The organism is Prevotella nigrescens (genome assembly GCF_031191185.1).
Lineage (GTDB): Bacteria > Bacteroidota > Bacteroidia > Bacteroidales > Bacteroidaceae > Prevotella > Prevotella nigrescens.
This window is the reverse complement of record NZ_CP133465.1, coordinates 295,962-320,502: the sequence shown is the minus strand read 5'-3', so window position 1 is coordinate 320,502 and position 24,541 is coordinate 295,962. Positions and strand designations below refer to the sequence as shown.

Below are 24,541 nucleotides of genomic sequence, written 5' to 3'. Positions count from 1 at the left end.
TATATAATAGTTTACCATAAGAGAATTAACGTTTGGTAAATACAACAAAAAGACATATCTTTGTTGCCATATTTACGAATAAATGGCATTTAAAACAAACAATAAAGAATATAAAACTATGAAAGAGAACAGAAAAGAACTAAACCGGAATTTGGCACAAATGCTTAAAGGCGGTGTTATTATGGACGTTACAACTCCTGAGCAAGCTCGTATTGCCGAGGCTGCCGGTGCTTGTGCAGTAATGGCTTTGGAGCGCATTCCTGCCGATATTCGTGCAGCAGGCGGTGTGTCTCGCATGAGCGACCCCAAGATGATACGTGGCATTCAGGAGGCTGTCAGCATTCCTGTAATGGCAAAAGTACGTATCGGACACTTTGTAGAAGCTCAGATTTTACAAGCCATCGAAATCGACTATATAGACGAAAGCGAAGTGCTTTCACCAGCTGACGATGTCTACCATATAGATAAGGCTAAGTTCGATGTTCCTTTCGTTTGTGGAGCAAAGGACCTTGGCGAAGCATTGCGTCGTATTGCCGAAGGTGCAACCATGATTAGAACGAAGGGCGAGCCGGGCACAGGCGACATTATTCAGGCTGTGCGCCACATGCGTATGATACAAACGGAGATGCGTCGCCTTACGTCGCTTGGCGAAGACGAACTCTACGAAGCAGCAAAGCAACTCCGTGCACCATACGAATTGGTGAAATACGTTCACGATAATGGTAAACTTCCAGTTGTAAACTTTGCTGCTGGTGGTGTAGCTACACCTGCCGATGCTGCTCTAATGATGCAATTAGGTGCTGAAGGTGTATTTGTTGGATCGGGAATCTTCAAGTCAGGCAATCCGGAAAAGCGCGCTCGCGCTATCGTTCAGGCTGTTACCAACTATAATGATGCAAAGATGATAGCTAAACTGAGCGAAGACCTTGGCGAAGCAATGGTAGGTATCAACGAGAACGAGATAGCTGTTCTGATGGCAGAACGTGGCAAATAATTCAGCAAAATATGAGAATTGCCATATTAGCTTTACAAGGAGCATTTGCCGAACACGCTAAAATGATGCAGCGACTGGGGCACGAAACCTTTGAAGTGCGCCAGCTTGCTGACTGGAATAAGCCTAAAGACGGACTGATTATTCCTGGCGGAGAAAGCACCGTAATGCTGAAACTCCTACACGAGTTGAACTTGTTTGAGCCTATAAAGAAAGACATCGAAGGCGGTTTGCCAGTTTATGGCACTTGTGCAGGACTTATTCTGCTATCGAAAGAGGTGGAAAATGCACAAAGCCCGTACGACCGTTTCGCTACGATGAACATTCGCACCTGCCGCAACGCATACGGCAGACAGATGGGAAGCTTTGCTGTCGATGCACCGATGAAAGGTATTGCCGAACCCGTGCCGATGACTTTCATACGTGCACCGTATATTGAAAAAGCAGGCGAAGGCGTAGAAGTGCTTGCCGAAGTAGACGGACACATCGTAGCTGCATGCCAAGGAAAGCAACTTGTTACAGCTTTCCACCCCGAGTTAGGTACTGATACTCGTGTACATCAGCTATTCGCTGATATGCTGAAATAAGAAAAAGAATGGATTTTAAACTATACCATTAAAACCTAACAGGCGGTAGTTTGAAATCCATCAGATGTTTTTAGTCTTCAATTAAACAATTGAACTTACTGACAAGAATAAAGGCGACCTCTTTAAAAGAGGTCGCCTTTACTGTATCTTTCCTTACAATACGCTTTATGCGTTCACTGCATCAGCAAGTTCAGCACCTGGTTTGAACTTGGCAACTTTCTTGGCAGCGATTTGTATTTTCTGCTTTGTAGAAGGGTTAATACCTTCGTGTGCAGGACGCTCAGTTACAGAGTAAGTACCAAAACCCACGAGCTGTACCTTGTCGCCAGCTACGAGTGCCTCTTTAATAGCGGCAGTCATTGCGTCTAATGCCTTTTTTGAGTCAGCCTTGCTTAAGCCTGCACCGGCTGCGATTCTTTCGATTAATTCTGTTTTGTTCATAATCTTTGAATTATTGTTTAATATTTTATAAAAACTATTCTAACGTCTTTGCAAATATACTTGTTTAGTTTTATAAAACAAACAAAAAGGCAAAGAAATCTAAACTTTTACCTAAAAAAATAGCCTAACAGGGCGATTTCTTGCCAATAATGCAGAAAAAATTAGTATTTTTGCAGGTGTTTAGTAGAAACATTTGGAAGTTTGGCACTTGCGATACATACTTCTCGCAAGGTAGGGAATATTAGAAAAAAACAGTAAACAGAATATGCGCAACATACCAACAGCAACAAAAAACTTACTCGTTCTTAATATATTGGCATTCATTGCCGGTATTATGTTCAGCAGAATGGGTATTGATCTTAACAACGTTTTAGGACTTCATTTCTTTCTTGCCGATGATTTCCATCTATGGCAACTCATTACTTACATGTTCATGCACGGCAGTTTCATGCACATTCTTATGAATATGTTCATGCTATGGATGTTCGGAATGGTAATGGAAAACGTGTGGGGATCAAAGAAATTTCTATTTTATTATATCGTAACTGGGGTTGGTGCAGGGCTTTGCCAAGAGTTAGCGCAATATGCAACCTATATGGCTGAAGGCTTGAGCCGCTATCAATATGTGGCAACCGAGATGGGACGGATACCAATGGACGCCTATCTAAACCTTTGGACAACCGTTGGTGCTTCGGGAGCAGTGTATGGTGTGCTATTAGCATTCGGACTTACATTCCCCAACGAGCGCATGTTTATTATTCCAATTCCTATTCCATTAAAGGCAAAATGGATTATTATGGGGTCTATTGCGATGGAACTTCTCTCTGCAATGGGCACAAGCAACGACGGAGTAGCACATCTGGCACATCTCGGAGGAATGCTGTTCGGCTATCTACTTATAAGGTATTGGCGCAAGCACCCTTACTCTGATGGTTCCTCAGGTATGAATAAAGGACACCAATTCTTTGACAATCTGCGTAACAATTGGGAAAACCGTACCCATCGTTCAGCTGGAAATAATCGAGGAAAAGATGGTGGAGGCTTTCAGACAAATACGTCATACACACAGCAGACGCAACAAAAAGAAAGCGATTGGGACTATAATTTACGAAAGAAAAAGGAACAAGAAGAAATAGACCGCATACTCGATAAGATAAGAAAAAGTGGATACGACAGTTTGACGAAAGATGAAAAGCAGAAACTTTTCGATAGCAACAAGCAGTAACGACAAGCTATGAAGAAGAAGAAAAGGCAAGAAATATATGCTATATAAAATAAAAGGCACTGTCCTTAAACTTGTCTCGGTTGCCAACATCATCGCAATAGTCCTATTATTCCTTATTGGTAATGTAGATAAACTGCAGCCAGCTGACCACCCATGGTTGGCAAATTTTGGTTTAGGGTTTCCTATTGTGCTGGTCCTAAACTTGCTTTTCATTGTAGTTTGGGTAATATTATGTCCTAAAAGAGTCTGGTTGCCTTTATTGGGACTACTCATTTGCTATGTACCCATTCGCAAATACATACCATTTAATATAAAGAAGGAAATTCCTGTAAGGTCTATTAAAGTGCTGTCCTATAACGTTTACATGTTCTCGTTGTGGGATTTCGAACCCCAAGCTCATAATCCCATCGTCGATTATATCGTAAAAAGTAATGCGGATATAGTCTGCTTGCAAGAAACAGATGCCTATGGCAAACAACGCGATTATATTTATAAGGTACTCGCAAAAGCTTATCCCTATCACGATTTTGTAAGTATGCCAGCTCCAGGACACCAGCACATGATGCTGTTGAGCCATTATCCAATCCTAAAAAAGGAACGAATAATGTATAAGTCAGCGGGAAACATAAGCTTTGCCTATGTCATTAATTACAATAACCAAGAGGTATTGGTAGTCAATAATCATTTTGAAAGCAATCATTTCAGCGAAGCTGATAAGCAAGGATACAAGGATATAGTGCGTTCTCCCTTTGAAGGAGGAAACACCAAGACAGAAAGTAAGCGCATATTGGATAAGCTTGGCGAAGCTGCCATTATACGGGCACCACAAGCAGATGCCGTTGCTGCTTACGTTGAAAGATACTTAAGGAAGAAAATACCTGTCATCTTGTGCGGCGACTTCAACGACAACCCGATTAGTTACACCCATAAGACCATTGCCAGGCAACTTACCGATGCTTACATAGCCAGTGGAAATGGACCGGGAATATCGTATCATCGAAGCGGAATGTACGTACGGATAGACAACATTTTCTGTTCAAGCGAATTCGAGGCATACGGTGCGAAAGTTGACGACAATATCTCTACTTCCGATCATTATCCCATATATGTATGGCTAAAATATCGTCCAAAATATTAAAAGTAAGCGAATAAAAGCGCTTAAATTTTCCGAAATGTGAAAAAATAACTATCTTTGCACGTCTAACTATCCCTGAAAAGGAAATAATTAAAAATAAATAAATAAAATGCAAAACAAAGGATTAGTAATTTGTGTTGCCGTCTTGCTGACGCTCGCAAGCATTTTCTACTTGTCTTTCTCGGTAGCAACAAGCTATTACGACGGGCAAGCTGCGAAGATTAAAGACCCTATTGCACGGCAGGATTACAAAGATTCTGTGAAGTACTTGGGCATTTACTCTTACCAAAAGTGTTTAGAGACACAGATAGGTTTGGGTCTTGACCTTAAAGGTGGTATGAACGTTATCCTCGAAATTTCAGTTCCTGATGTCGTAGATGTACTCGCCGACCACAAAACCGATGCTGCTTATCAAAAGGCAATGAAGGAAGCTAAAGCACAAGAAGCAACAAGTCAGAGTGACTTTATCACGCTTTTCGTTGATGCTTTCCACAAAATTGCTCCAGGAAGAAAGCTTGCCGAGATATTTGCAACGCAACAATTGAAGGGAAAAGTTAGCACGCAGAGCTCCGACAAGGAGGTAGAGAAAGCCCTCCGTGAAGAGGTTACAGCTTCAATTGATAATTCTTACAACGTAGTTCGCAACCGTATCGACCAGTTTGGTGTCGTTCAACCAAACATTCAAAAGCTCGAAGGGCAAGAAGGACGCCTTATGGTAGAAATGCCCGGTATACGTGAACCAGAGCGTATGCGTAAGTTATTGCAAGGCTCAGCCAACCTCGAGTTCTGGGAAACATACAATAACCAAGAGATTGAACCGTACCTGACACAGCTCGATCAGCGCTTGGCAAACGGCGAAACAAAGGCAGAGGCTAAAGATTCTACAGCCAACGCCACTGGGAAAAAGCAGGTTGCAGAGAAGAAAAACACAACTAAACTTTCATTGAAAAGCGATAATATTGACGAAAACGTAGGTAGCAATGCACAGACTGCAGCAGCAAAGAAAGAACATCCTTTGCTTTCTATCCTCCAACTTACTCCTGGCGATGCTCTTAGTGTTGTCGGTTATGCAAGTGTCCGTGATACTGCAGCAATCAATAAAATTATCTATAGCAAACTTGCACAACAGGTATTACCGAGCGACTTGCGCCTTCGCTGGAGTGCAAAGCCTGCTGACGGCTTGAAGCAGAAGAACATTTTCGAACTCCATGCCCTGAAGGTTACAACATCTGATGGTCGTGCTCCACTGGAAGGCGATGTGATTACAGATGCCAAAGACCAGTTTGACCAGTACGGACGCCCGGAGGTTAGCATGACAATGAACTCTGATGGTGCACGTCAATGGGCTGCCATTACAAAGGCGAACCTTGGCAAAGCTGTTGCCATTGTGCTCGATGGACTTGTTTATACAGCACCTCGCATCAATTCTGAAATCACCGGTGGTTCGTCATCTATTTCAGGTTCGTTCACTATCGAAGATACAAAAGACTTGGCTAACACCTTAAAGTCTGGTCGTATGCCTGCTCCTGCACGCATCGTTCAGGAAGAAGTGGTTGGTCCTACGCTGGGTGCGCAGTCAATCCAGCAAGGTCTTTGGTCGTTTGCTATCGCATTCGTACTCTTGATGATCTACATGGTTGTGATGTACGACCTTATTCCCGGTATGTTGGCAAACTGCGCTTTGCTTGCCAACTTGTTCTTTACGCTGGGCATTCTGGCATCGTTCCAGTCGGCACTTACCATGCCGGGTATTGCGGGTATTGTGCTTACGCTCGGTACGGCAGTCGATGCTAACGTGCTCATCTATGAGCGTATCAAGGAAGAAATGCGAGCTGGAAAGGGCATTAAAGATGCGTTGAAAGCTGGTTACAGCAATGCTTTCTCTGCCATCTTCGACTCTAACTTCACGTCGCTCATTACTGGTATCATTCTTCTTGTAACGGGAACAGGACCTATTCGTGGTTTTGCAACGACATGGATTATTGGTATTGTCTGCTCATTCTTCACAGCTGTGTTCCTGACACGTCTCATTTATGAGAACCGTTTGAAGAAAGACAAGTGGTTAAACCAGAAGTTCTATACTTCAATCAGCAAGAACCTGATGCAGAATACACACATCAAGTTCATGAGTCTTTACAAGACGACATTCACTATTTCAGCGATTACTGCCGTGCTCTTCCTCGTCAGCATCTTCTTCGTAAGGGGGTTGAGCAAGAGTATCGACTTTACTGGTGGACGTAACTATGTCATTGCGCTTAACAAAAAGGTACACGTAGAAGATGTCCGCAAGGTTTTGAACAACGCGTTTGTGAATACCACTGGCGAAAATGCGGGCAAACCAGCCACAACAACCGTAATTGCATTGGGTACAGAGGGCAACACCATTCGTGTGTCTACCAACTATAACATCGAATCGAACGACCCGGCTGAGGACGACCACGCAGAAACAGTGCTCTACAATGCGTTGAAGAAGGGTGGCTTCGTAAGTCAGGCAAATGTGGATAGCTTCAAGAATCCGGACATTCGCGAGGGCGGTTCTATCATCAGTTCTTCGAAAGTGGGGCCTTCAGTAGCCAAGGACATCACACACGGAGCTATCCGAAGCGTTGTATTGGCGTTGATATTTATCTTCATTTACATCTTGCTGCGTTTCCGTAATCTTGGTTTCTCTGTAGGTTCAGTTGTGGCGTTGGCACTCGATACATTGATAGTAATAGGTTTCTACTCTGTCTGCTACGGCTGGATAGGTTTCTCTCTCGAAATCGACCAGACCTTCATCGGTGCTATCTTGACCGTGATTGGTTACTCTATCAACGACAAGGTGGTTGTGTTCGACCGTATCCGCGAAAACATGCGCTTGCATCCAAAGCAGGATTACCAGACATTGTTCAACGATTCCATCAACCAAACGTTGGCACGTACAATCAATACATCGTTCTCTACGTTAATCGTGTTGCTTTCAATCTTCATACTTGGAGGCGACAGTATCCGTAGCTTTGCGTTCGCAATGATACTCGGTGTGTTCTTCGGTACATTGTCTTCAATCTTCATTGCCTCTCCAGTTGCCTACTTGGTATTGGGCAAGAAGCTTGAAAACCGCTTGAAGAATGCTCCTGCGGAAGAATAAACGCAGGTACACATAAATAGGAAAAATGGCAGATGTTCGATAAAAGCATCTGCCATTTTTTTTACTTTTCCTGTCTGATGGGGTTGCTCTTGCCTTGTTCCATTGATGGAGTGGGGCAGTGGACTTTTGACGAATAGAAGATATTTTACGGACGAAAGGGAGAGAATGATACTGTAAAAATATTCTGCAAAAGTAGCTATTGTCTAACTTTTTGTTTATCAATATATTATGAAATCCGTTATTTTGCATTCCAAAAACGGCTCTTTGGAACTGTAAGAACGGTTGTTTTACGCCGTAAAATAGCCGCTTTCGCAATGCCAAAGCACAATTATCACGTTTTAGCAGAATTATTTTTACAAATACAAGAAGGCTTTTTTACCTTTGCATTGAGCACGGAAATGAAAACACTCTCCCCCTGACAAACATCGACTGTCCTATGGTGGGGTACTCCAAGAATAGATCCTGCAGCGTGTGGCAACAAGAAAGAATAACCGATAGGACAAACTTTCATTTCTGACTACTAATATTTTTTAACCTCCTTTGTTTTGAAGTATCAGAAATAAGGGCTATCTTTGCACTGTCATAACAAAGTTATAAAGAAGGTGTAATAGAATTCTGGCATGCAAACAGTGTTGGGATTCTGTCTTTTTTATATTTCTTTTGAAAAGCGTATAAACAAAAAAATATAGATTATGTCTTACATGTCACAAGATGGCTACGACAAACTCGTGGCTGAACTGCAGCGTTTAGAATCAGTAGAACGCCCCAAGGCATCGGCGGCAATCGCAGAAGCAGCTGACAAGGGCGACCTAAGTGAGAACTCAGAATATGATGCAGCCAAGGAAGCACAAGCCCACCTCGAAGCGAAAATAACAGAAATGAAGATGACCATTGCCCAGGCTAAGATTGTTGATACATCGCGTCTAAGCAACGAAGCGGTGCAAATTATGTCTACGGTAAAGATGACAAACCTGAGCAACGGTGCTAAAATGGAGTACACAATAGTAAGCGAATCGGAGGCGAACCTGAAGCAAGGGAAGATCTCTATAAAGACTCCTATTGCCCAAGGACTACTCAACAAGAAGGTCGGAGACGAGGTTGAAATAGATATTCCGCGTGGCAAGATAAAGTTGAGAGTAGACGAAATCTCCATCAATCTTTAAGTTTCGTAATTTAAACATACCGTTATGACCATTTTTTCAAAGATTGCTGCTGGCGAAATACCAAGCTATAAATGTGCTGAAAGCGACAAGTTTTATGCCTTTCTCGATATCAATCCGATAGGGAAAGCGCACACGTTAGTAATTCCCCGTAAGGAAATCGACTACATTTTCGATATGGACGACGACGAGTTGGCAGCGTTCCAACTCTTCGCAAAGAGAGTTGCCCGTGCCATAAAAAAGGCTTTTCCGTGTAAGAAAGTTGCACAAATAGTTTTAGGACTCGAGGTAGACCACGCACATATTCATTTGTTACCCATCAATAGTGAAGCTGATGTAGACTTCCATAAGCATATTGAATTGACGGCAGAAGAGCAAACAGAGATTGCTGCCAAAATCTTTAAAGCTTTTCAAGAGATAGATTAAGCAATATTTGGGGATATGAAAATAAGCATACAAACGAGTTTATACATAGAAAAGTGTATATTCTCGTTTGTTAGTATGGAAATATGAAAGAGATAAAAGATGATACTTGGACCGACTGGCTGCTAAACAATAAACATAGCAGAAAGCTGTCCAAACGAACCAAATGGAGTCCTTTAACAATTATAACAATAGGAACTTTGCTTATTGTAGCTGTTTTCTATGCATCGCTTTTTATTTGTTATCAAGGCTTTATTTATTATGCAAACACAATATTACCATTCCACTTCCCACTCTCTTGGTACCTTTTAGGAGTAGCAATTCTTGCTATTTGCATAAGTAGTGGTATGATTACGATAGTAAAGAAATATAAAAATTCCTCTAATAAGCTCGGTAACTTTTTATACTTTGCTATTACTTCTTGGTTCGGTATATTGTTTTTTGCGGGTTTTAGTTTCTTTCTTGTCTTTTTCTCTAATTCTTACTTTGGCTCGAGCCAGTCAGAAAGTCAGGTTGTAACCTTAGCCAAAACAAAAGTAAAACGCTATTACCGCCGACCACTTCCCATTAGGCGCTATGTTCTCTATCTTCCTAAAAACAAGACATACCTAAATTACGCCACCTTTTCGTCTTATGACGGCGAATTGGGGAAACATTTTCTGCTTTACACGCATAAAGGACTCTTTGGTTGGTATGTTGCAGACGATTTAAGAGAAATAGAGTAAAGGTAAATAAAACCATCGGGAATGTAGTATTAGTACATTCCCGATGGCTTTTATGTAAAGGTTGCTCTTGTGTAAAATAAAGCAATCTATTTATATCAATCTATAATGAGCACCAATCGGAACAAGAGTCTTTGCGTGGCTGATGTAGATTAAATGAACTCCTCGCCTTTCTTTATTTGTGCCTCATTAACATACTTTCTTATCAACGTAGAAGAATTTTCTTTCTTGCAAACCAACAGCACGTTGCCCTCTTCAGCCACTACATAGCCATCGAGTCCGTTCAGAACGGCAAGCTTGTCGTCGGGCAATCTAACGATATTATTGCTCGAACCATCAAACAATACGTCTCCGCTTGCCACCACATTGTTGTTCTTTGTGCAACTCTTCGACTCATACATACCTTCCCATGTGCCCAAATCTACCCAGCCAAAGTTGCATTTCAGTACGTGTACATCTACCGATTTCTCAAGAATACCATAGTCTACAGACATATTTGGAAACGCCGGGAAGATGTTTTTAGCATACTTTTCGTCATCGGCAGTATCTATTTCCTGTGGCGAGGCATCGAAATCTATCTGTGCAACCGACAGGCATTGGTGCAAATTAGCCTTCAAGCACTGCACGTTTCCCAAGTACATTCCAGTGTTCCACAGCCATTCGTTGCTGTCAACAAACATCTGCGCAAACTCCGCATCGGGCTTTTCGGTAAAGGCTTTCACCTTATATATATTGCCAACTGCGCTCTCGTTGCCTTTCTGAATATATCCATACGCAGTCTCTGCACGTGTCGGCTGCACCCCAAGTGCCAGCAAACAGTTGTGCGTACTGACGAAATCCAGCCCTTCAAGAATACAGTTCTTAAACAGCTTAGGGTTTAAAATGCTCTGGTCGGAGGGCGATATTATAATATTTGCACGGTTGTTTCGCTTGGCAATGCAGCGGGCTGCCCATGCCACACTGGGGGCTGTGTTCCTGTAAACAGGCTCTGCAATGATGTTGTCTCGCCCTATTTCGGGTAGCTGTACCCGCACAATATCGTGATAAATATCACTGGTAACAACAAATATATTCTCCTTAGGAACGATGTCAATAAAGCGGTCGAAAGTCTGCTGAAGCTGTGTTCGCCCCTCACTAAAGAAGTCGATGAACTGCTTTGGATACTTTTCTCTACTCACCGGCCATAGTCTTTTGCCTTTTCCTCCAGCCAAAATAACACAGTAACTATTATTATTTGCAATTTCCATAGACATATAGATCTTATGTTTCTACAGTCAAAGGTATTCAATTTATCCCTAATCCACAAATGTTTAAGGCATAAAAAAGCTTTTTTTATTTATATATTATATTTTTAAAAAAAAGCTATAACTTTGCAGTCTTTAGACTACAACTTAATGAAACATCAATGAGTACTTCGCTAAAACATACAATTTACTTTGCCCAAATATCCCTACAAATCGTTATTCTTACTTTTGCTTGTAGCCAGGCAGAGGCTTGCAATTTGCCAAACGACACCACGAGGAACGCATATACAAAGGTTTCGGCAGACAGTCTATACACTTTCAGCGATTCATGTCGTGTGTTTCAGAAAGTTGGAGACGTGCTCGAACATATCAGCAACACTCGTTTTCATAAAATAATGTACTCCAGCATGCCGCTTATAATAGGTGGATTCATTGCGAAAGGGCAGGACAAACACTTCCGTGGCTTAAGAAACGACTATCTGCCAAGGTTTAATCGCCACTTGGACGACTACACTCAGTATCTTCCTGCTGCCGTTTTGTTAGGACTGAAGTTGGGTGGAGAGAAAAGCAGAAGCAGCTGGAAGCGTATGCTTGCCTCCGATTTGTTCGCAACAACCATAATGGCTGGCATTGTAAACTCGCTGAAATATACCACCCATGTAGAGCGTCCTGATGGGTCGAACCGTAACTCTTATCCCTCGGGACACACTGCAACAGCCTTCATGACGGCTACTATGCTGACCAAAGAATATGGCAGCAGAAGTCCGTGGATAGGTATTGGGGCATACACCGTGGCATCGGCAACCGGCATTATGCGCATGGCGAACAACAAGCACTGGCTGAGCGATGTGCTGATGGGTGCCGGAATAGGCATACTTTCTACAGAATTAGGTTATTATTTTGCCGATTTAATTTTCAAAAACCGTGGATTAAACAATGCTACTGACAGCGAAACGTTTAGGAAATGGCAGAAACCATCTTTCCTTAGCCTCAACTTTCAAATCAGTTTGCCTCTGGCTTCCTATCCAATAGGACCAAGTTCAAGGTTCAAAGTGTCGTCCGGGTGCATGTCGGTACTCGAAGGTGCACACTTCTTTAGTCCATATATAGGTTTAGGCGGACGGTTCTCGGTCACCCGGACTTCGGTTATCGTAGACAATATTCGGGCAGAAAACAATGTCTTCGATACGTGGCGGATAGGCGGAGGAGCCTATTTCTCTTGTCCGCTCTCGACACGTTGGCTTGCAGGAAGCAAACTTCTCGTAGAGCGTGTGCACTACCCCGACTTGCAACAAACAAGCTATCTCATCGATTCGCGACATAGTTTCAGCCTTGGAACCGGTCTTTCGCTTACGTTTAGAGCACACCAACATTATGGCATTCGTCTCTTGTTAGACTACGACCTGCTGCCTTATCGGACAGCAGGCAGGCAAATCTGCGTCCATTCTTTAACGTTAGGTACAGCCTTTCTCGTTGCTTTTTAGCTGCAAAAGCATAGAAACAGGGAACACACAATGTCCACAGCAGTAAGGCTGACTTTGTCTACTCTCCCCATAAGGTTCATTATTCCTTCCAAATTCCTATACAGCAGAATACAAATAGGATAATCTTTGTATTGTAAAGATAATTCTCTTAAAAACTCATAACACCGTTCTCTGATGGAAAAAATATATTACATTTGTACTTTGATGGTTCAATATAATAAAAATTTAGTTATATAAGTTAATATGCTAAAGAGTACTTACTATATAGATAAGGTGGAAGCCGGTTGCGACGAGGCTGGTCGTGGCTGTTTGGCAGGAAGTGTTTTTGCAGCTGCAGTTATACTTCCTCCTGATTACGAAAACGAATTGCTGAACGATTCAAAGCAGCTTTCAGAAAAAAAACGCTACTTGCTGCGTTCCATGATAGAGAAAGACGCCCTTGCTTGGGCGGTTGGAGTGGTTACGGCAGAGGAGATTGACAGGATAAACATTCTCAATGCAAGCATTCTTGCCATGCACCGGGCATTGGATATGCTCTGCGTCCGACCGGAAACCATCATTATAGACGGTAATCGCTTTAAGCCTTATCATGACATACCCTACACAACTATCGTAAAAGGCGACGGAAAATATCTATCGATTGCCGCGGCTTCTATTCTTGCGAAAACCTGTCGCGACGACTATATGAAAACAATCGATAAAGAATTTCCTCAATACGACTGGAAGTCTAACAAAGGTTATCCTACTCCCAAACATCGTACAGCCATAAAAGAATACGGAATATCACCTTATCATCGGAAATCTTTTACTTTGCTTCCAACAGAGGAACAGAGTCTTGATTTTAATCTTTAAGCTCAGATTGGGCTAATGGTGATTAATCTTTAAGTCAATGCGCTATTCTAAACTCCAAAACGAGCTCCGGCTAATCCTGTTACTTGCCGACTCTGTAGGTTATACTGCCATAGAATTGAGCAAGAAAATGAATATTTCTCGCCGGCAAATCTACTATCTGCTCGACTTTATTAAGTCGGCAGGCTTCATTCTTTTTAAACAAGATAATAAATATCACATTGATAGAAGGTCTTCTTTTTTTGCCGAACTGTCGCAAACTCTTCAGTTTACCGATACTGAAATACGCACCATATATAATATGTTGCTCATGACCGATAATAGCAACGATATGGTAAACCAATTACGTGCAAAACTCGACCGTACTTATAACTTCTCGCAAAATATACCTCCCGCAAAACAACAGGCTTATATTAATAACGTGAAAATCATTACCAATGCTATCAGAAATAAAAGAATGTTACGTTTTGTTGGCTATTCCAGCCCACATAGTCATTCTTTTTCCGATCGTGTAGTTGAACCTTTTCTTTTAATGAACAACAATCAAGACGTACGGTGCCATGAGATAGAGACGAAAATGAACAAGACTTTCCGCCTTAACCGTATACAACATATCGAGCCTATTGATGTTCCTTGGATATACGAACATTGCCATAGACAAATGTTCACCGATATTTTTATGTTTAGTAGCGAGACGCACTATAACGTCAAACTCCGTCTTGGGCAACTCGCCTATAATATTTTTATTGAGGAATACCCACATGGAGTGAAGTATATTTCGGCAATCGACGAACAAAATTGGTTGCTCGACATTGAGGTTTGCGATTTTCGAGGGCTCGGAAGGTTTGTTCTCGGTCTGTATTCAGATATCGATATCCTTGCAAACGATGACTTTAAAACCTACATACGAAAAATGCTAACTGACTTCAACATGAAAAAATAAACGTTTTTTCAACTGTCTTTTACATTCTATACTTCTTATCACAATAATATTTCTTTACTCTTATTTTATGAACAAACGTAAGTTTAACGCCATACGGACTGACATAACACGCATTTCAGCCCTCTTTCGTGGGGGTTTAATTCATTTCTTGTTAATAAAAGTGAAAAAGATAATCGTTTCATTAATTTTATTTGTTCTATTAAATGCTATACACTATCTTTGCATTTACGTTAAAAGATGAAAACACTTTCGGTTTTAACTAAGCTATGAGAAGTTGGGACGAGTTCCCAAGTAAAAATGAAACAATAACTGTTAATAATTAAATTAAAAAGTGAGAGATTTTATGAAAAAAAGACTAACAATGTTTCTCGCCTGCCTGTTCTTAAGTTTAGGAATGGCTATGGCACAGACGCATGTTACGGGTGTCGTTATCTCGGCAGAAGATAATCAGCCTGTAATCGGAGCTTTTGTTAAGGTGCTCGGTACTTCAGACGGAACTCAAACAGACCTTGATGGTAAGTTCGAGTTGAATGTACCTGCTGGTGCAATGCTCGAATTTTCATACGTAGGTATGAATCCTAAGAAAGTAAAGGCAGCGGCTAATATGCATGTAGTTCTTGAATCAGATAACAAGACAATGCAAGAAGTTGTTGTCGTTGGTTATGGCTCTGCTAAGAAGATTGGTTCAATCACTGGTAGTATCACAACCGTAAATGCCGACAAGTTGAAGAATGCTCCTTCTTCTTCTGCATTGGACGCTTTGCAAGGTCAAGTAGCTGGTTTGAACGTGCTTTCATCTTCAGGTGAGGCTGGTGACAATGCCGTTTCTATGAATATTCACGGTAAAGGATCTATCGGTGCAAGCTCTACTCCGTTGTACGTTATCGATGGTATTCCATCTTCTTCACGTGCCATTATGGCGATGAACCCTAACGATATCAAGAACATCTCTGTATTGAAAGATGCTTCTGCTACATCTATCTACGGTTCGCGTGCTGCCAACGGTGTAATCTACGTTACCACAAAGAACGGCTCTTTCAACTCTAAGGCTCGTATCACATTCCGTTCACAGTTCGGTATCTCTACTCCTGCCGATAAGAGACTCTACCATAACATGATGAACGCTTCTGAATTGAGAGAATTCTGGGGTAAGTTGGGATACACTAAAGAAGATATTGATAAAGCTTACACTTGGAAAGACCGCGATGGAAATGAGCATGTCTATAATGGTGATACTCGCTGGTGGAATCACACTATGCAATTCAACAATCCACAGACTCAGAACGACTTAAGTATTGAAGGTGGTAGCGACCGCATTTCTTACATGGTAGGTGCAGGTCAGTTCCACCAGAGAGGTGCTGCTATCGGTAACTTCTACGATCGTTACAACTTCCGTTCTAACCTCTCTGCACGTCCAAAGGACTGGATGCGCATGGGTATAAACGTCGCTTTCTCTTACGACAAGAAACAGCGTAATGCTAACTTCGGTAACTCTGAAGGAAATGCCCAGTACACAAGCGGTGGTCTTTCTTTCCTCCTCAGCCCATTGTATCCTGCAATCGACCCTGCAACAGGCAAGGATTATGCAAAGAAATACCCTGGTGTAAACATGACCAATCCTTACTATGCACAGAAGAACAGTCCTGACGTATATGAGCGTTATGGCGTTCTTGCTAATGCTTTCATTGAATTGGAGCCAATCAAGAATTTGAAGATTCGCTCACGCCTCGGCTCTGATATGTACTTTATTCTTGACAACTGGAAGACAAATGCTTCTTACGAATTTTCATCTCATGGTGGTGTAAGAGGCAAGAGCTCTACATTTGGCTACAGCAACACGATAACAAATACCATCGAGTACTCTTTCAACCTCAACGACGACCACCATTTCACTGTTTTGGGCGGTCAGGAAGGTGTCAAGAATAACTACGATTACTTCTATGCACAGTCTACAGGTCAGATTGACGACCACTTGATGCTCCTCCAGAATGGTAAGAAGGAATCTTATGGAATGGGAGAAGAAGGTTCAGAAAGCCGTTTCTTGTCTTTCCTCGGTCGTATCGACTATGACTACGCTAACCGTTACTTCCTCGATTTCTCTCTCCGTAACGATGCCAGCTCACGTTTTGGTGCAAACAACAAGAATGCGGCATTCTGGGCTGCAGGTGTTCTTTGGAAGATTAAGAACGAAGCTTTCATGAATGAATACAAGTGGATTGATGACTTGAACTTTAAGATATCTTATGGTACACAAGGTAACTCTTCTATCGGCGACTACGGTTCTCTTGGTTTGATTGGTGCTACAACAAACTACGACACAAATGCTTCTTGGGTTTACGCGCAACATCCAAATCCTGAATTGACATGGGAAAAGCAGAAGATGTTCTCTGTAACTTTAGACGGTAAGTTGTTCCACAGGTTAGACTTCGAATTGATGTACTACATCCGTAAGACTACCAACATGTTGATGGGCGTACCTTATCCTTATACAACAGGTTACAGCTCACTCGTACGCAACGTAGGTGGTTTGCAGAACTCTGGTATCGATGTTAAGTTGGGTTACGACATTCTTCGCGGTCGCGACTACTACCTCCGTGCAGGTATCAACTTCAACTACAACAATGATAAGGTTACTGAACTCTTCCAGGGCCGTCAGCGCTGGGAAATCGCAAACACAATGGTGGCTTATGTAGTAGGCAAGCCTGTTATGTACTACTTGCCAATTTGGGCTGGTGTAAATCCTGCTGATGGTTCTCCACAGTGGTATCTCCCTGGTAAGAATATTGATGAAACAACAAAGGACAAGAGCAGAGTTACTTCAAATTTCGACGAGACTGTTTTGACACAAAACTCTGGCCACCGTCGCTATGCTCCATTCAATGGTGGTTTCAACATCAGTGCAGGTTGGAAGGGTCTTACGCTTTCTGCAGACTTCGCAGTTGTTCTTGGCAAGTACTTGGCAAACAACGATATGTACTTCTATGCTAACTTCGCAGCTGTGCAAACATCTTATAACCAACACAAGATGGTTAACGATTTCTGGAGAGAAGACAACAAGAACGCTAAGTTCCCAGACTGGCGTAAGGGTTATGGTATGCACTTCGACAGCCACTTGTTGGAAAATGCTTCTTTCATGCGTTTGAAGAGCTTGCAAATTGGCTATGTTCTGCCAAAATCTTTACTTGCATGGCAAAATGTTGTAGAAGGTCTTAAGTTTACGTTCACTGGACGCAACTTGTTTACTATCACCGACTACACCGGTATTGACCCGGAAGTTGATACAAACGTATCACTTGGTAGACTTGGTAACACCAGACAAATACTCTTTGGTGTTGAAGTTACATTCTAAGTTTATAGTTCAATAATTGAATTAAATATAAGAGAGAATATGAAAAAATATAATAAATTTTTGCTTGTCGCAGGTATTGGCGCATTGTCTCTGACATCATGCAACTTGGACCTCGAGCCAAATAACTATGTTCCAGGCGAGACAAAAGATACACTTTTCACAGAAACCTCTATTGAGTTCTATCTGAATGGTATCAATCAATCTTTCCGTGGCTCTTTCTATGGATCCCTCGCTTATCCTGCAGAAGTAATGTGCGATGGCTTCAATGCCACAAACATTTATGGTAATAACTATGGTGCTATCCATCGTATCGATGATAGTTTCACAGCTTCAGACCAGAATACGATAGACACTTGGGCACAGCACTATGGCGCAATGAAGAACTACAACATCTTCATTGAACAGATTGCTAAGTTCAAAGAGAAATACAAAAATGACGCAGAGCTCATTGCAAAGGCAAAACTTTACGATGGTTATGCGCACTTCTATCGTGCAAATGCATATCTTGAATTAGTTCGCCACTTTGCAAAGGCTTACAACCCAGCTACTGCAACAACTGACGAAGCTGTGCCATTAGTATTAACTTATGACATTGAAGCTAAGCCAGCTCGTGCAACTGTAAAAGCTGTTTACGACCAGGTAAAGGCTGACCTTGATATTGCAGCTGCTGCAATTGCAACGAAGACATCTGTACCTCTTAAAGATATTCCTACTGAAGTAAATAGTCTGGGCGTTTCTAAGAATAATTTTAAGATGACTCCTACTATGGATGGTGTAAATGCGCTTTACGCACGTTACTATCTTGATATTCAGAATTATGCTAAGGCGGCAGAGTTCTCTAAGAAGGTTATGGATAACCCTGAATTCCAATTGGCAAGCAACAAAGATGCCTTCGAAGCAGAATATACTTACGATAATGGCACAGAAGCTGTCATGCAATTGGCAGGTAATATACAAGAAGGTGGTGCAAATGTAAACAGTATATACACACGTACCGAGTATAATAAAGGCTTCAAGGTTAGTTGGAATCCAAAGGGTTACTATTATCAACCATATTACCTACCTTCACAGAAGTTGATTTCTCTTTACACAGCTTCTGACTTGCGTTTCCAGAATTGGTTCGCCAAGAGAGGTATTATTATGTACTTCAATGATATTACATACAACAAAATCTACCTCTTCACGCGTTATGTAGGTAATCCTAACTTGACAACTGCAGTTCCAAATAGCCGTCACTTGGTTAAGCCATTCCTTTTGCCAGAAATGTACCTGATCAATGCAGAGGCTAATGAGAAACTTGGTAACACAACTGAGGCTACACGCGTACTCAACTTGTTGCAGACTGCTCGTGGTGCCCAGCTTACTGGCTCAAGCATGAATGAGATTGGTGATGAATGGTTCCGCGAAACGGTTGGTGAAGGTCAGCGCTTCCTCTTCTTGAAGCGTAACCATATGGGTTACACGGGTCGCGCAGGTCAGCCAGCAGCATCACAGTTCGTTTATGATGGTCCAACATTCACAGGTAAGAGCCTGGCTGCTGATGATTATCACTTTGCATGGCCTATCCCAGCACGTGAAATCAAGGTGAATGCTAACCTCACACAAAACCCGGGTTACTAATTCACATTTGAATCAATAATAAAATTGGCTCGCAAGCGAAAGTTTGCGAGCCTTTTTATTTTCTTTTCCCTTTCCTTTTCCGCTATTTCTGTATTTGATTGTAAAATATACAGCCGCTTTTTTGCTTTATTACCAAAATATACGTACCTTTGAAAGCTATTTGCACAAAAATATTAATAATAACCCTAATGCAAAATTATTATGACACAATTTAAAACTATTGCACGGAGATTCGTGCGGGTTTGGTTGTTGATGGTATTGTTTGGTCTGACAAGTAATCTGCATGCTCAAATGCAGGAACTTGATTTCAGTAAGCTGGATGATGCCAACCCACAGCAATCCTTATCGCAGACAGAGAAGTACAAAGAGGCTCTCGGAAAGACCTGGTTTAGTATTACCAATGTTAAAACAGGCGTTTATTGGAATGCGCCCTATTCTAACCAAGAGTTTAATCTTACTATTTTATTCACACAGATAAAGAAGCTGAAAGATAACTTTAAGTCTTATTTGGTTTCTCCTGCATTGACTTTAAAGGATATTGCAGGCAAACAATTGAATTTTGACTGGAAGACAGGAACTGTTAAAGGTAACACTAAACTTTCAGTTATTCTTATTAATAAGAAAGGTGAATTAATCGACAAGATAGGTGATATAGTTCCTACATCATCTAATGCTGCATATGAACATTATTCTGCCGAAATCCCTGAGGCAGTAAGAGATAAGGGCGTTGGTTTTGTTGCTTTTTATGAAGAAGGCAATAAAGACAATTATACACCTTTTAAGCTTAGAAATATTGAAACTGGAGAAAAGTCTGCTCCTGTGAATATCACCGTTGAACCTGCCGAACTCGATTTCGGTTCAGTTGTTATAAATCAGGCATCTGAAGAAAAGTTTACCACTATTACAGTTACAAACTTCAAGGGTGAAAAGATTATACCTATATTAGATGGGCAAGACAGAGACGACTTTATTGTTAGAACTGAGAATGACGAAGTTCTTCCTGCAACGGGAGGGAAGTTGTTTGTGAAATTCCAGCCCAAAACCATTGGCAACAAAACTGCGACGATAACAATAACCATTGGCGACAAGGTTGCAACTATAACATTGAAGGGTAAAGGTGTTGACGAAGTTAAGGAAGATAAGCCAGAAAAAGAATTATTAAAAAATCAGTTCTTCTGGGATTTCAATTCGGACAATACTCCTAAGAACTGGGAAGTGAAAGGCGAACAATTCTTTAAAAGAGAGAAACGCGAAAGCTACCATTCCGATACAGGCTTTGGAGTGGGTATTAAGACAGGAAACGAAAAAGGTTTCTTAAAACAAACAATCGATTTACCGGAAAACGATGTTACTGTAGGCGATGAAATAGAATGTCAGATACATTATACTACAATTTCATCACCTAATAATAAAGGTCCTCTGCGCCTTGCTTTTCGTTGGCTCAATAACGAAGGTAATGTGGTAAAATGTGGCGAAGATGCTTTTATTAATAACCCGAAAGTCTTCTTTGGAAAAATGAAATCGTGGGGAACATTAACTTTCCGCACCATTTGTCCCGAAGGCGCAACAAAGTTGGAATTTGCCATTGAAGTACAAGAAAATAGTGAAGTAAGTTTAGACGATTTCAGTGCCAATCGTCTTCCGGCTTCAAAAGCAAAAACAACACCACTTATTGCCATTCTTCCACAAATACAAACTATTTACGGTGAGGTAGGCGAGACTGAAACATACGATATTGCTATCCAGACGATGCACTTGAGCCAATCACAGAAACCAAACTTCAGTGGTGGCGACAAATATACTTTGGCAAGCAATATGATGAAGCTCAATATGGAAGAAGTAGGAAAGAACCAGTCTGTAAGTGCACAACTTATTGTTACTCCAACAAAGAAAGGTGCTTTCAAAGACGCTGATTCTTTTAAATTGAGTTTCTCTGGTGCTGACGATTCGCATAACGGGAATATGGCAATTATAGCCTATTTCATGGAAAAAGGTAAAAAACCTTCTGTTAAGTTGTCTGCAACGACCCCTATAAAGGAAATGAAGGCGGAACCAGGTAAAACCGTATCGCAAATTTTAGAGTTCGATGTAAAAGATATAATTACCGATGTTAAGATTGCCATCGACCATGCTCCTCAAGTAACCTGCTTCAAGAGCAATACCAACATCTTTATGTATAACAAGAGCAAGGGCACACTCTATGGCGAGCCTAAACTCCGCATTGATTTCCGTCCGCTTACCGTAGGCACATACGAAGCAACACTTGTAGTTTCAACAATCTTGGGCGACACTGTTCGCTACAAGCTGAAAGGTATCTGTGAAGAAGCTACAACAGGTGCAAAGGTCGAGAAGTTTACAGCCAACACCATTGAAGAACGTTTTGCAAAAGAACCCGAATGGAAGAACTTCGGTAAGTACGACCTTGGCTATTGGAAGATAGAAGGCAAGTGGAACGGTGCAGGTGATATTACGCTGAACAAGGGTGGCATACTCTATTTCGACGATGTTTTGGTAAATGGTTTGAACAAGGTGAAGATGACTCCTGCCACTGCTGCCGTTTCTTTCCGTGCAGAATATTCTATTGATGGTGGTGGACACTGGTTGCCTATGAGCAACGATGGAAAGGCAAATGCTGCCGGCGAGTTCACTCTCGACAATCATCGCCCTACACTCGTTCGTTTCGTGAATACCACCAAAGCTGATGTAAATGTAAACACTGTGCTATTCTATCATAATGAAAACGCACAACGTACTGCTTTCACAGATATTACTAAGGCAATGATGGCAAATGCCGATGCTACGCCACTGACTCTGCTCAACGAGCGGTTCAATGGTATGCGCCACCGACAAATATTAAGCATTCCTGGTTGGCAAAACTTAATTATACGTGGCGACCGTCCATTCTGGACATGGAAACAACGAGAAAACAATCTTGCCGATGGTAAAATTCAGAGTGAAGGAGCCTATATAACATTCTGGAAGACAGGTGTTGTAGACCATAATCCGTACGAATCGTGGCTTATTTCTCCAACGCTGTCTTATAAGCAAGCTGCAAGCAAGTATCTCACTTTCAGCCTTCGTTTCAACGGTTTGAGCAAGGACGAACAACGTGAAGAATATTTCCAAGCCTACATTATTACCGAGAAAGATGGTGTTATAAAAGAACAAGAACTTGACATTGATAAGTATAAGCCAACTGGTATTGAAATTGACAACGAAACTTGGTTGAACTATCGTATCGATCTTTCAAAATTAACCGACATCAATATTGACGACAATTTCCATCTTGCATTCTCTTTCTACAGCAAGGAAGGTGGCAACTATTCTGCTTTGAACTGGATGATTGACAACGTAACGTTCGGTCGGACAGATTTACCTGAAATCACTGTCGATAAGCAGTTCCTTTATGTTCCTTATAAGATGAAACAGAAGACAGACCCAGTTGTGTTTAAAGTAACAACCAAGAACAACCCGTCTGATAATGTAAGTATCGTGTTGTCTCCTTCAAAGATGAAGAAATATTTCCAATTACTTACTCCGGAATTGGCTCCTGAAGGAGGCGATGCTTCGTTTGTTTTCTACAGCGAAGATAACAAGAAACATGCAGCAATGTTCATAGTTCAAGTTCCTGGTGCCGAAACAGTAATTGTGAAAGCACTTGCCGACCTTTATACAGGTATCAATAATGCAGAGGCTCTTGGTGGAACTGTCGTTCCGGTAATTGTAAATGGGAATATCCAAATTCCTGGTGTGTATAAAAATTATCGAATCTATTCACCAACAGGACAACTTCTGAAACAAGGAGGCTACGAACCAAACATCAGTATTGCCAACTTGCAGCAAGGCATTATTGTCCTAAAACTTGTTGTTGATGGCGATGTTAAAACTTATAAGTTGCAGAACAAATAAGCATCAATAAATCCAAAAAATCAAACTGGTTATTAGGGTAAGTATGGCTCTAATAACCAGTTTTTTATTGTATAATAAAAGATTTCTATTTTATAATTACGATTTTATTTTTTATAATTACAAAATAGAAACTTATGTACTTTCCAAATCGAAGTGCAATAAAAGAGTGTCCCTCTCCGAGAGATGCAGACGTTCTCGACGCGTAGCGAGAGGTTGTCTGCATCTCTCGGAGAGGAAAAAGAAACAACCAGCAATACAAATAAAAAAGGAGACCGAAGTCTCCCAAAGATTAACTAATTTTGTATTGCAAATGTATCATCAATTAATCTCGGAGCAAAGGTCGCAAATTTTTGCCTTACTCCAAAAGAAAACAGCGAGAAAAGAAATTGCCGACATCGTCGGTATTAGTCAGTCAACACTCTCACGTGAAATCAAACGCAACAGCACGCCTTCCGGAAAGTATATCTGGACGAAGGCGCATGATATGGCTATGCAGCGCAGAAAGAGCACGGTAACCAACGCCAAGCTCTCCGACGAATTAGTTTGGAGAATTAAAGAATATATTACCAACGACCAGTGGTCTCCAAGACAAATATCAGGGTATCTGCGCATGAATGAGGGCATAGAGGTGTCCCACCAGTCCATCTATAACATCATCCACAATGACACAACAGGGAAACTTGCAGAGCACACAAGGCATAAGATGAAATACAGGCATCGTCCCAAAGGCGGACATCTTCCAATAAAGGACAGGGTGAGTATCCATGAAAGAAGTAAGGAAGTTGACGGGAAGAGATTCGGAGATTTTGAGATGGACTTGATCGTCGCCCCTGCCCAGCACGCCATACTCACAATGGTGGAGAAATCCACCAATATGTTGTTTATGCAGAAACTGCCATTTGGAAAACTGTCAAAGCCTCTGGTAAAGGTGGTTAGGAAACTACTGCTGCCATACAAGGACAGCCTCAAGACGATTACAACAGATAACGGACCTGAATTTGCGGCACATAAGGACATCACCAAATACTTAGGCGTGCCCGTGTACTTCGCTGACCCATATTGTTCATGGCAAAAGGGAGCTGTTGAGAATACAAACAAATTAATCAGGCAGTATATACCTAAAAAGGATTCGTTTGATAACTATACGGACAAGAGAATTATGTCCATACAAAAGAAATTGAACGAAAGACCAAGAGAAAAATTAAACTTTTCTACTCCAAAGTGCGAGTTCTTTAAACACGTTTTGTAATTTTGCACTTGCTGGTTGACTCTGCGCTTATAATCTTTATTGACTCTTTAGTAGAAAAATCTTTTTATAAATTTGTCATTCTC

General features: G+C 41.5%; 17 protein-coding genes. 15 read left to right on the top strand and 2 right to left on the bottom strand.

Features of this window, described 5'->3' with window-relative positions; translation table 11 throughout:
* Positions 1-118: 118 nt before the first annotated feature.
* On the top strand, positions 119-994 hold the full coding sequence (gene pdxS / locus RDV52_RS03430; RefSeq protein ID WP_004363216.1) for a pyridoxal 5'-phosphate synthase lyase subunit PdxS: 876 nt from the start codon (positions 119-121) through the stop codon (positions 992-994).
* 11 nt (positions 995-1,005) lie between these two features.
* A complete protein-coding gene (pdxT, locus tag RDV52_RS03425; protein WP_004367070.1) occupies positions 1,006-1,578 on the top strand; it encodes a pyridoxal 5'-phosphate synthase glutaminase subunit PdxT in 573 nt (190 codons plus the stop codon).
* A 165-nt stretch (positions 1,579-1,743) separates the two neighbouring features.
* Here the strand turns inward: pdxT and RDV52_RS03420 are convergent, their stop codons facing one another.
* The gene (locus tag RDV52_RS03420) at positions 1,744-2,019 is read right to left on the bottom strand and encodes an HU family DNA-binding protein (RefSeq protein ID WP_004367071.1); all 276 of its coding nucleotides are present in this window, start codon (positions 2,017-2,019) and stop codon (positions 1,744-1,746) included.
* Between the two features lie 265 nt (positions 2,020-2,284).
* On the opposite strand from RDV52_RS03420, the gene RDV52_RS03415 reads away from it, so the two are divergent.
* The 6 genes from RDV52_RS03415 to RDV52_RS03390 all read left to right on the top strand — a co-directional run bounded on the left by RDV52_RS03415 (position 2,285) and on the right by RDV52_RS03390 (position 9,814).
* Positions 2,285-3,244, top strand: coding sequence for a rhomboid family intramembrane serine protease (locus RDV52_RS03415; protein ID WP_004367072.1), 960 nt, complete (start codon positions 2,285-2,287; stop codon positions 3,242-3,244).
* Between the two features lie 37 nt (positions 3,245-3,281).
* Complete coding sequence (locus RDV52_RS03410; RefSeq protein ID WP_004367073.1) at positions 3,282-4,382, top strand: endonuclease/exonuclease/phosphatase family protein; 1,101 nt, start codon at positions 3,282-3,284, stop codon at positions 4,380-4,382.
* 106 nt (positions 4,383-4,488) lie between these two features.
* Positions 4,489-7,506, top strand: coding sequence for a protein translocase subunit SecDF (gene secDF / locus RDV52_RS03405; protein WP_004367074.1), 3,018 nt, complete (start codon positions 4,489-4,491; stop codon positions 7,504-7,506).
* A 692-nt stretch (positions 7,507-8,198) separates the two neighbouring features.
* A complete protein-coding gene (gene greA, locus RDV52_RS03400; RefSeq protein WP_004362783.1) occupies positions 8,199-8,669 on the top strand; it encodes a transcription elongation factor GreA in 471 nt (156 codons plus the stop codon).
* Between the two features lie 24 nt (positions 8,670-8,693).
* A complete protein-coding gene (locus RDV52_RS03395; RefSeq protein WP_004367075.1) occupies positions 8,694-9,092 on the top strand; it encodes an HIT family protein in 399 nt (132 codons plus the stop codon).
* An 83-nt stretch (positions 9,093-9,175) separates the two neighbouring features.
* On the top strand, positions 9,176-9,814 hold the full coding sequence (locus RDV52_RS03390) for a hypothetical protein (protein WP_004367076.1): 639 nt from the start codon (positions 9,176-9,178) through the stop codon (positions 9,812-9,814).
* Between the two features lie 149 nt (positions 9,815-9,963).
* Here the strand turns inward: RDV52_RS03390 and RDV52_RS03385 are convergent, their stop codons facing one another.
* The gene (locus RDV52_RS03385) at positions 9,964-11,058 is read right to left on the bottom strand and encodes a mannose-1-phosphate guanylyltransferase (RefSeq protein WP_004367077.1); all 1,095 of its coding nucleotides are present in this window, start codon (positions 11,056-11,058) and stop codon (positions 9,964-9,966) included.
* A 158-nt stretch (positions 11,059-11,216) separates the two neighbouring features.
* On the opposite strand from RDV52_RS03385, the gene RDV52_RS03380 reads away from it, so the two are divergent.
* From RDV52_RS03380 to RDV52_RS03350, 7 genes are all read left to right on the top strand, one after another.
* Entirely contained in the window at positions 11,217-12,539 is a 1,323-nt protein-coding gene (locus RDV52_RS03380) for a phosphatase PAP2 family protein (RefSeq protein WP_040556928.1), read from the top strand.
* 243 nt (positions 12,540-12,782) lie between these two features.
* Positions 12,783-13,391: a ribonuclease HII gene (locus RDV52_RS03375; protein WP_004362788.1), complete on the top strand. Its 609-nt coding sequence runs from the start codon at positions 12,783-12,785 to the stop codon at positions 13,389-13,391.
* Positions 13,392-13,428: 37 nt separating this feature from the next.
* Entirely contained in the window at positions 13,429-14,331 is a 903-nt protein-coding gene (locus tag RDV52_RS03370; RefSeq protein ID WP_004367079.1) for a helix-turn-helix transcriptional regulator, read from the top strand.
* Between the two features lie 343 nt (positions 14,332-14,674).
* Entirely contained in the window at positions 14,675-17,680 is a 3,006-nt protein-coding gene (locus tag RDV52_RS03365) for a SusC/RagA family TonB-linked outer membrane protein (protein WP_004367080.1), read from the top strand.
* A 39-nt stretch (positions 17,681-17,719) separates the two neighbouring features.
* Entirely contained in the window at positions 17,720-19,300 is a 1,581-nt protein-coding gene (locus RDV52_RS03360) for a RagB/SusD family nutrient uptake outer membrane protein (protein WP_004367081.1), read from the top strand.
* Positions 19,301-19,501: 201 nt separating this feature from the next.
* Entirely contained in the window at positions 19,502-23,209 is a 3,708-nt protein-coding gene (locus RDV52_RS03355) for a choice-of-anchor J domain-containing protein (RefSeq protein WP_004367082.1), read from the top strand.
* Between the two features lie 310 nt (positions 23,210-23,519).
* A complete protein-coding gene (locus tag RDV52_RS03350; RefSeq protein ID WP_040557423.1) occupies positions 23,520-24,458 on the top strand; it encodes an IS30 family transposase in 939 nt (312 codons plus the stop codon).
* The last annotated feature ends 83 nt before the right edge of the window (positions 24,459-24,541 follow it).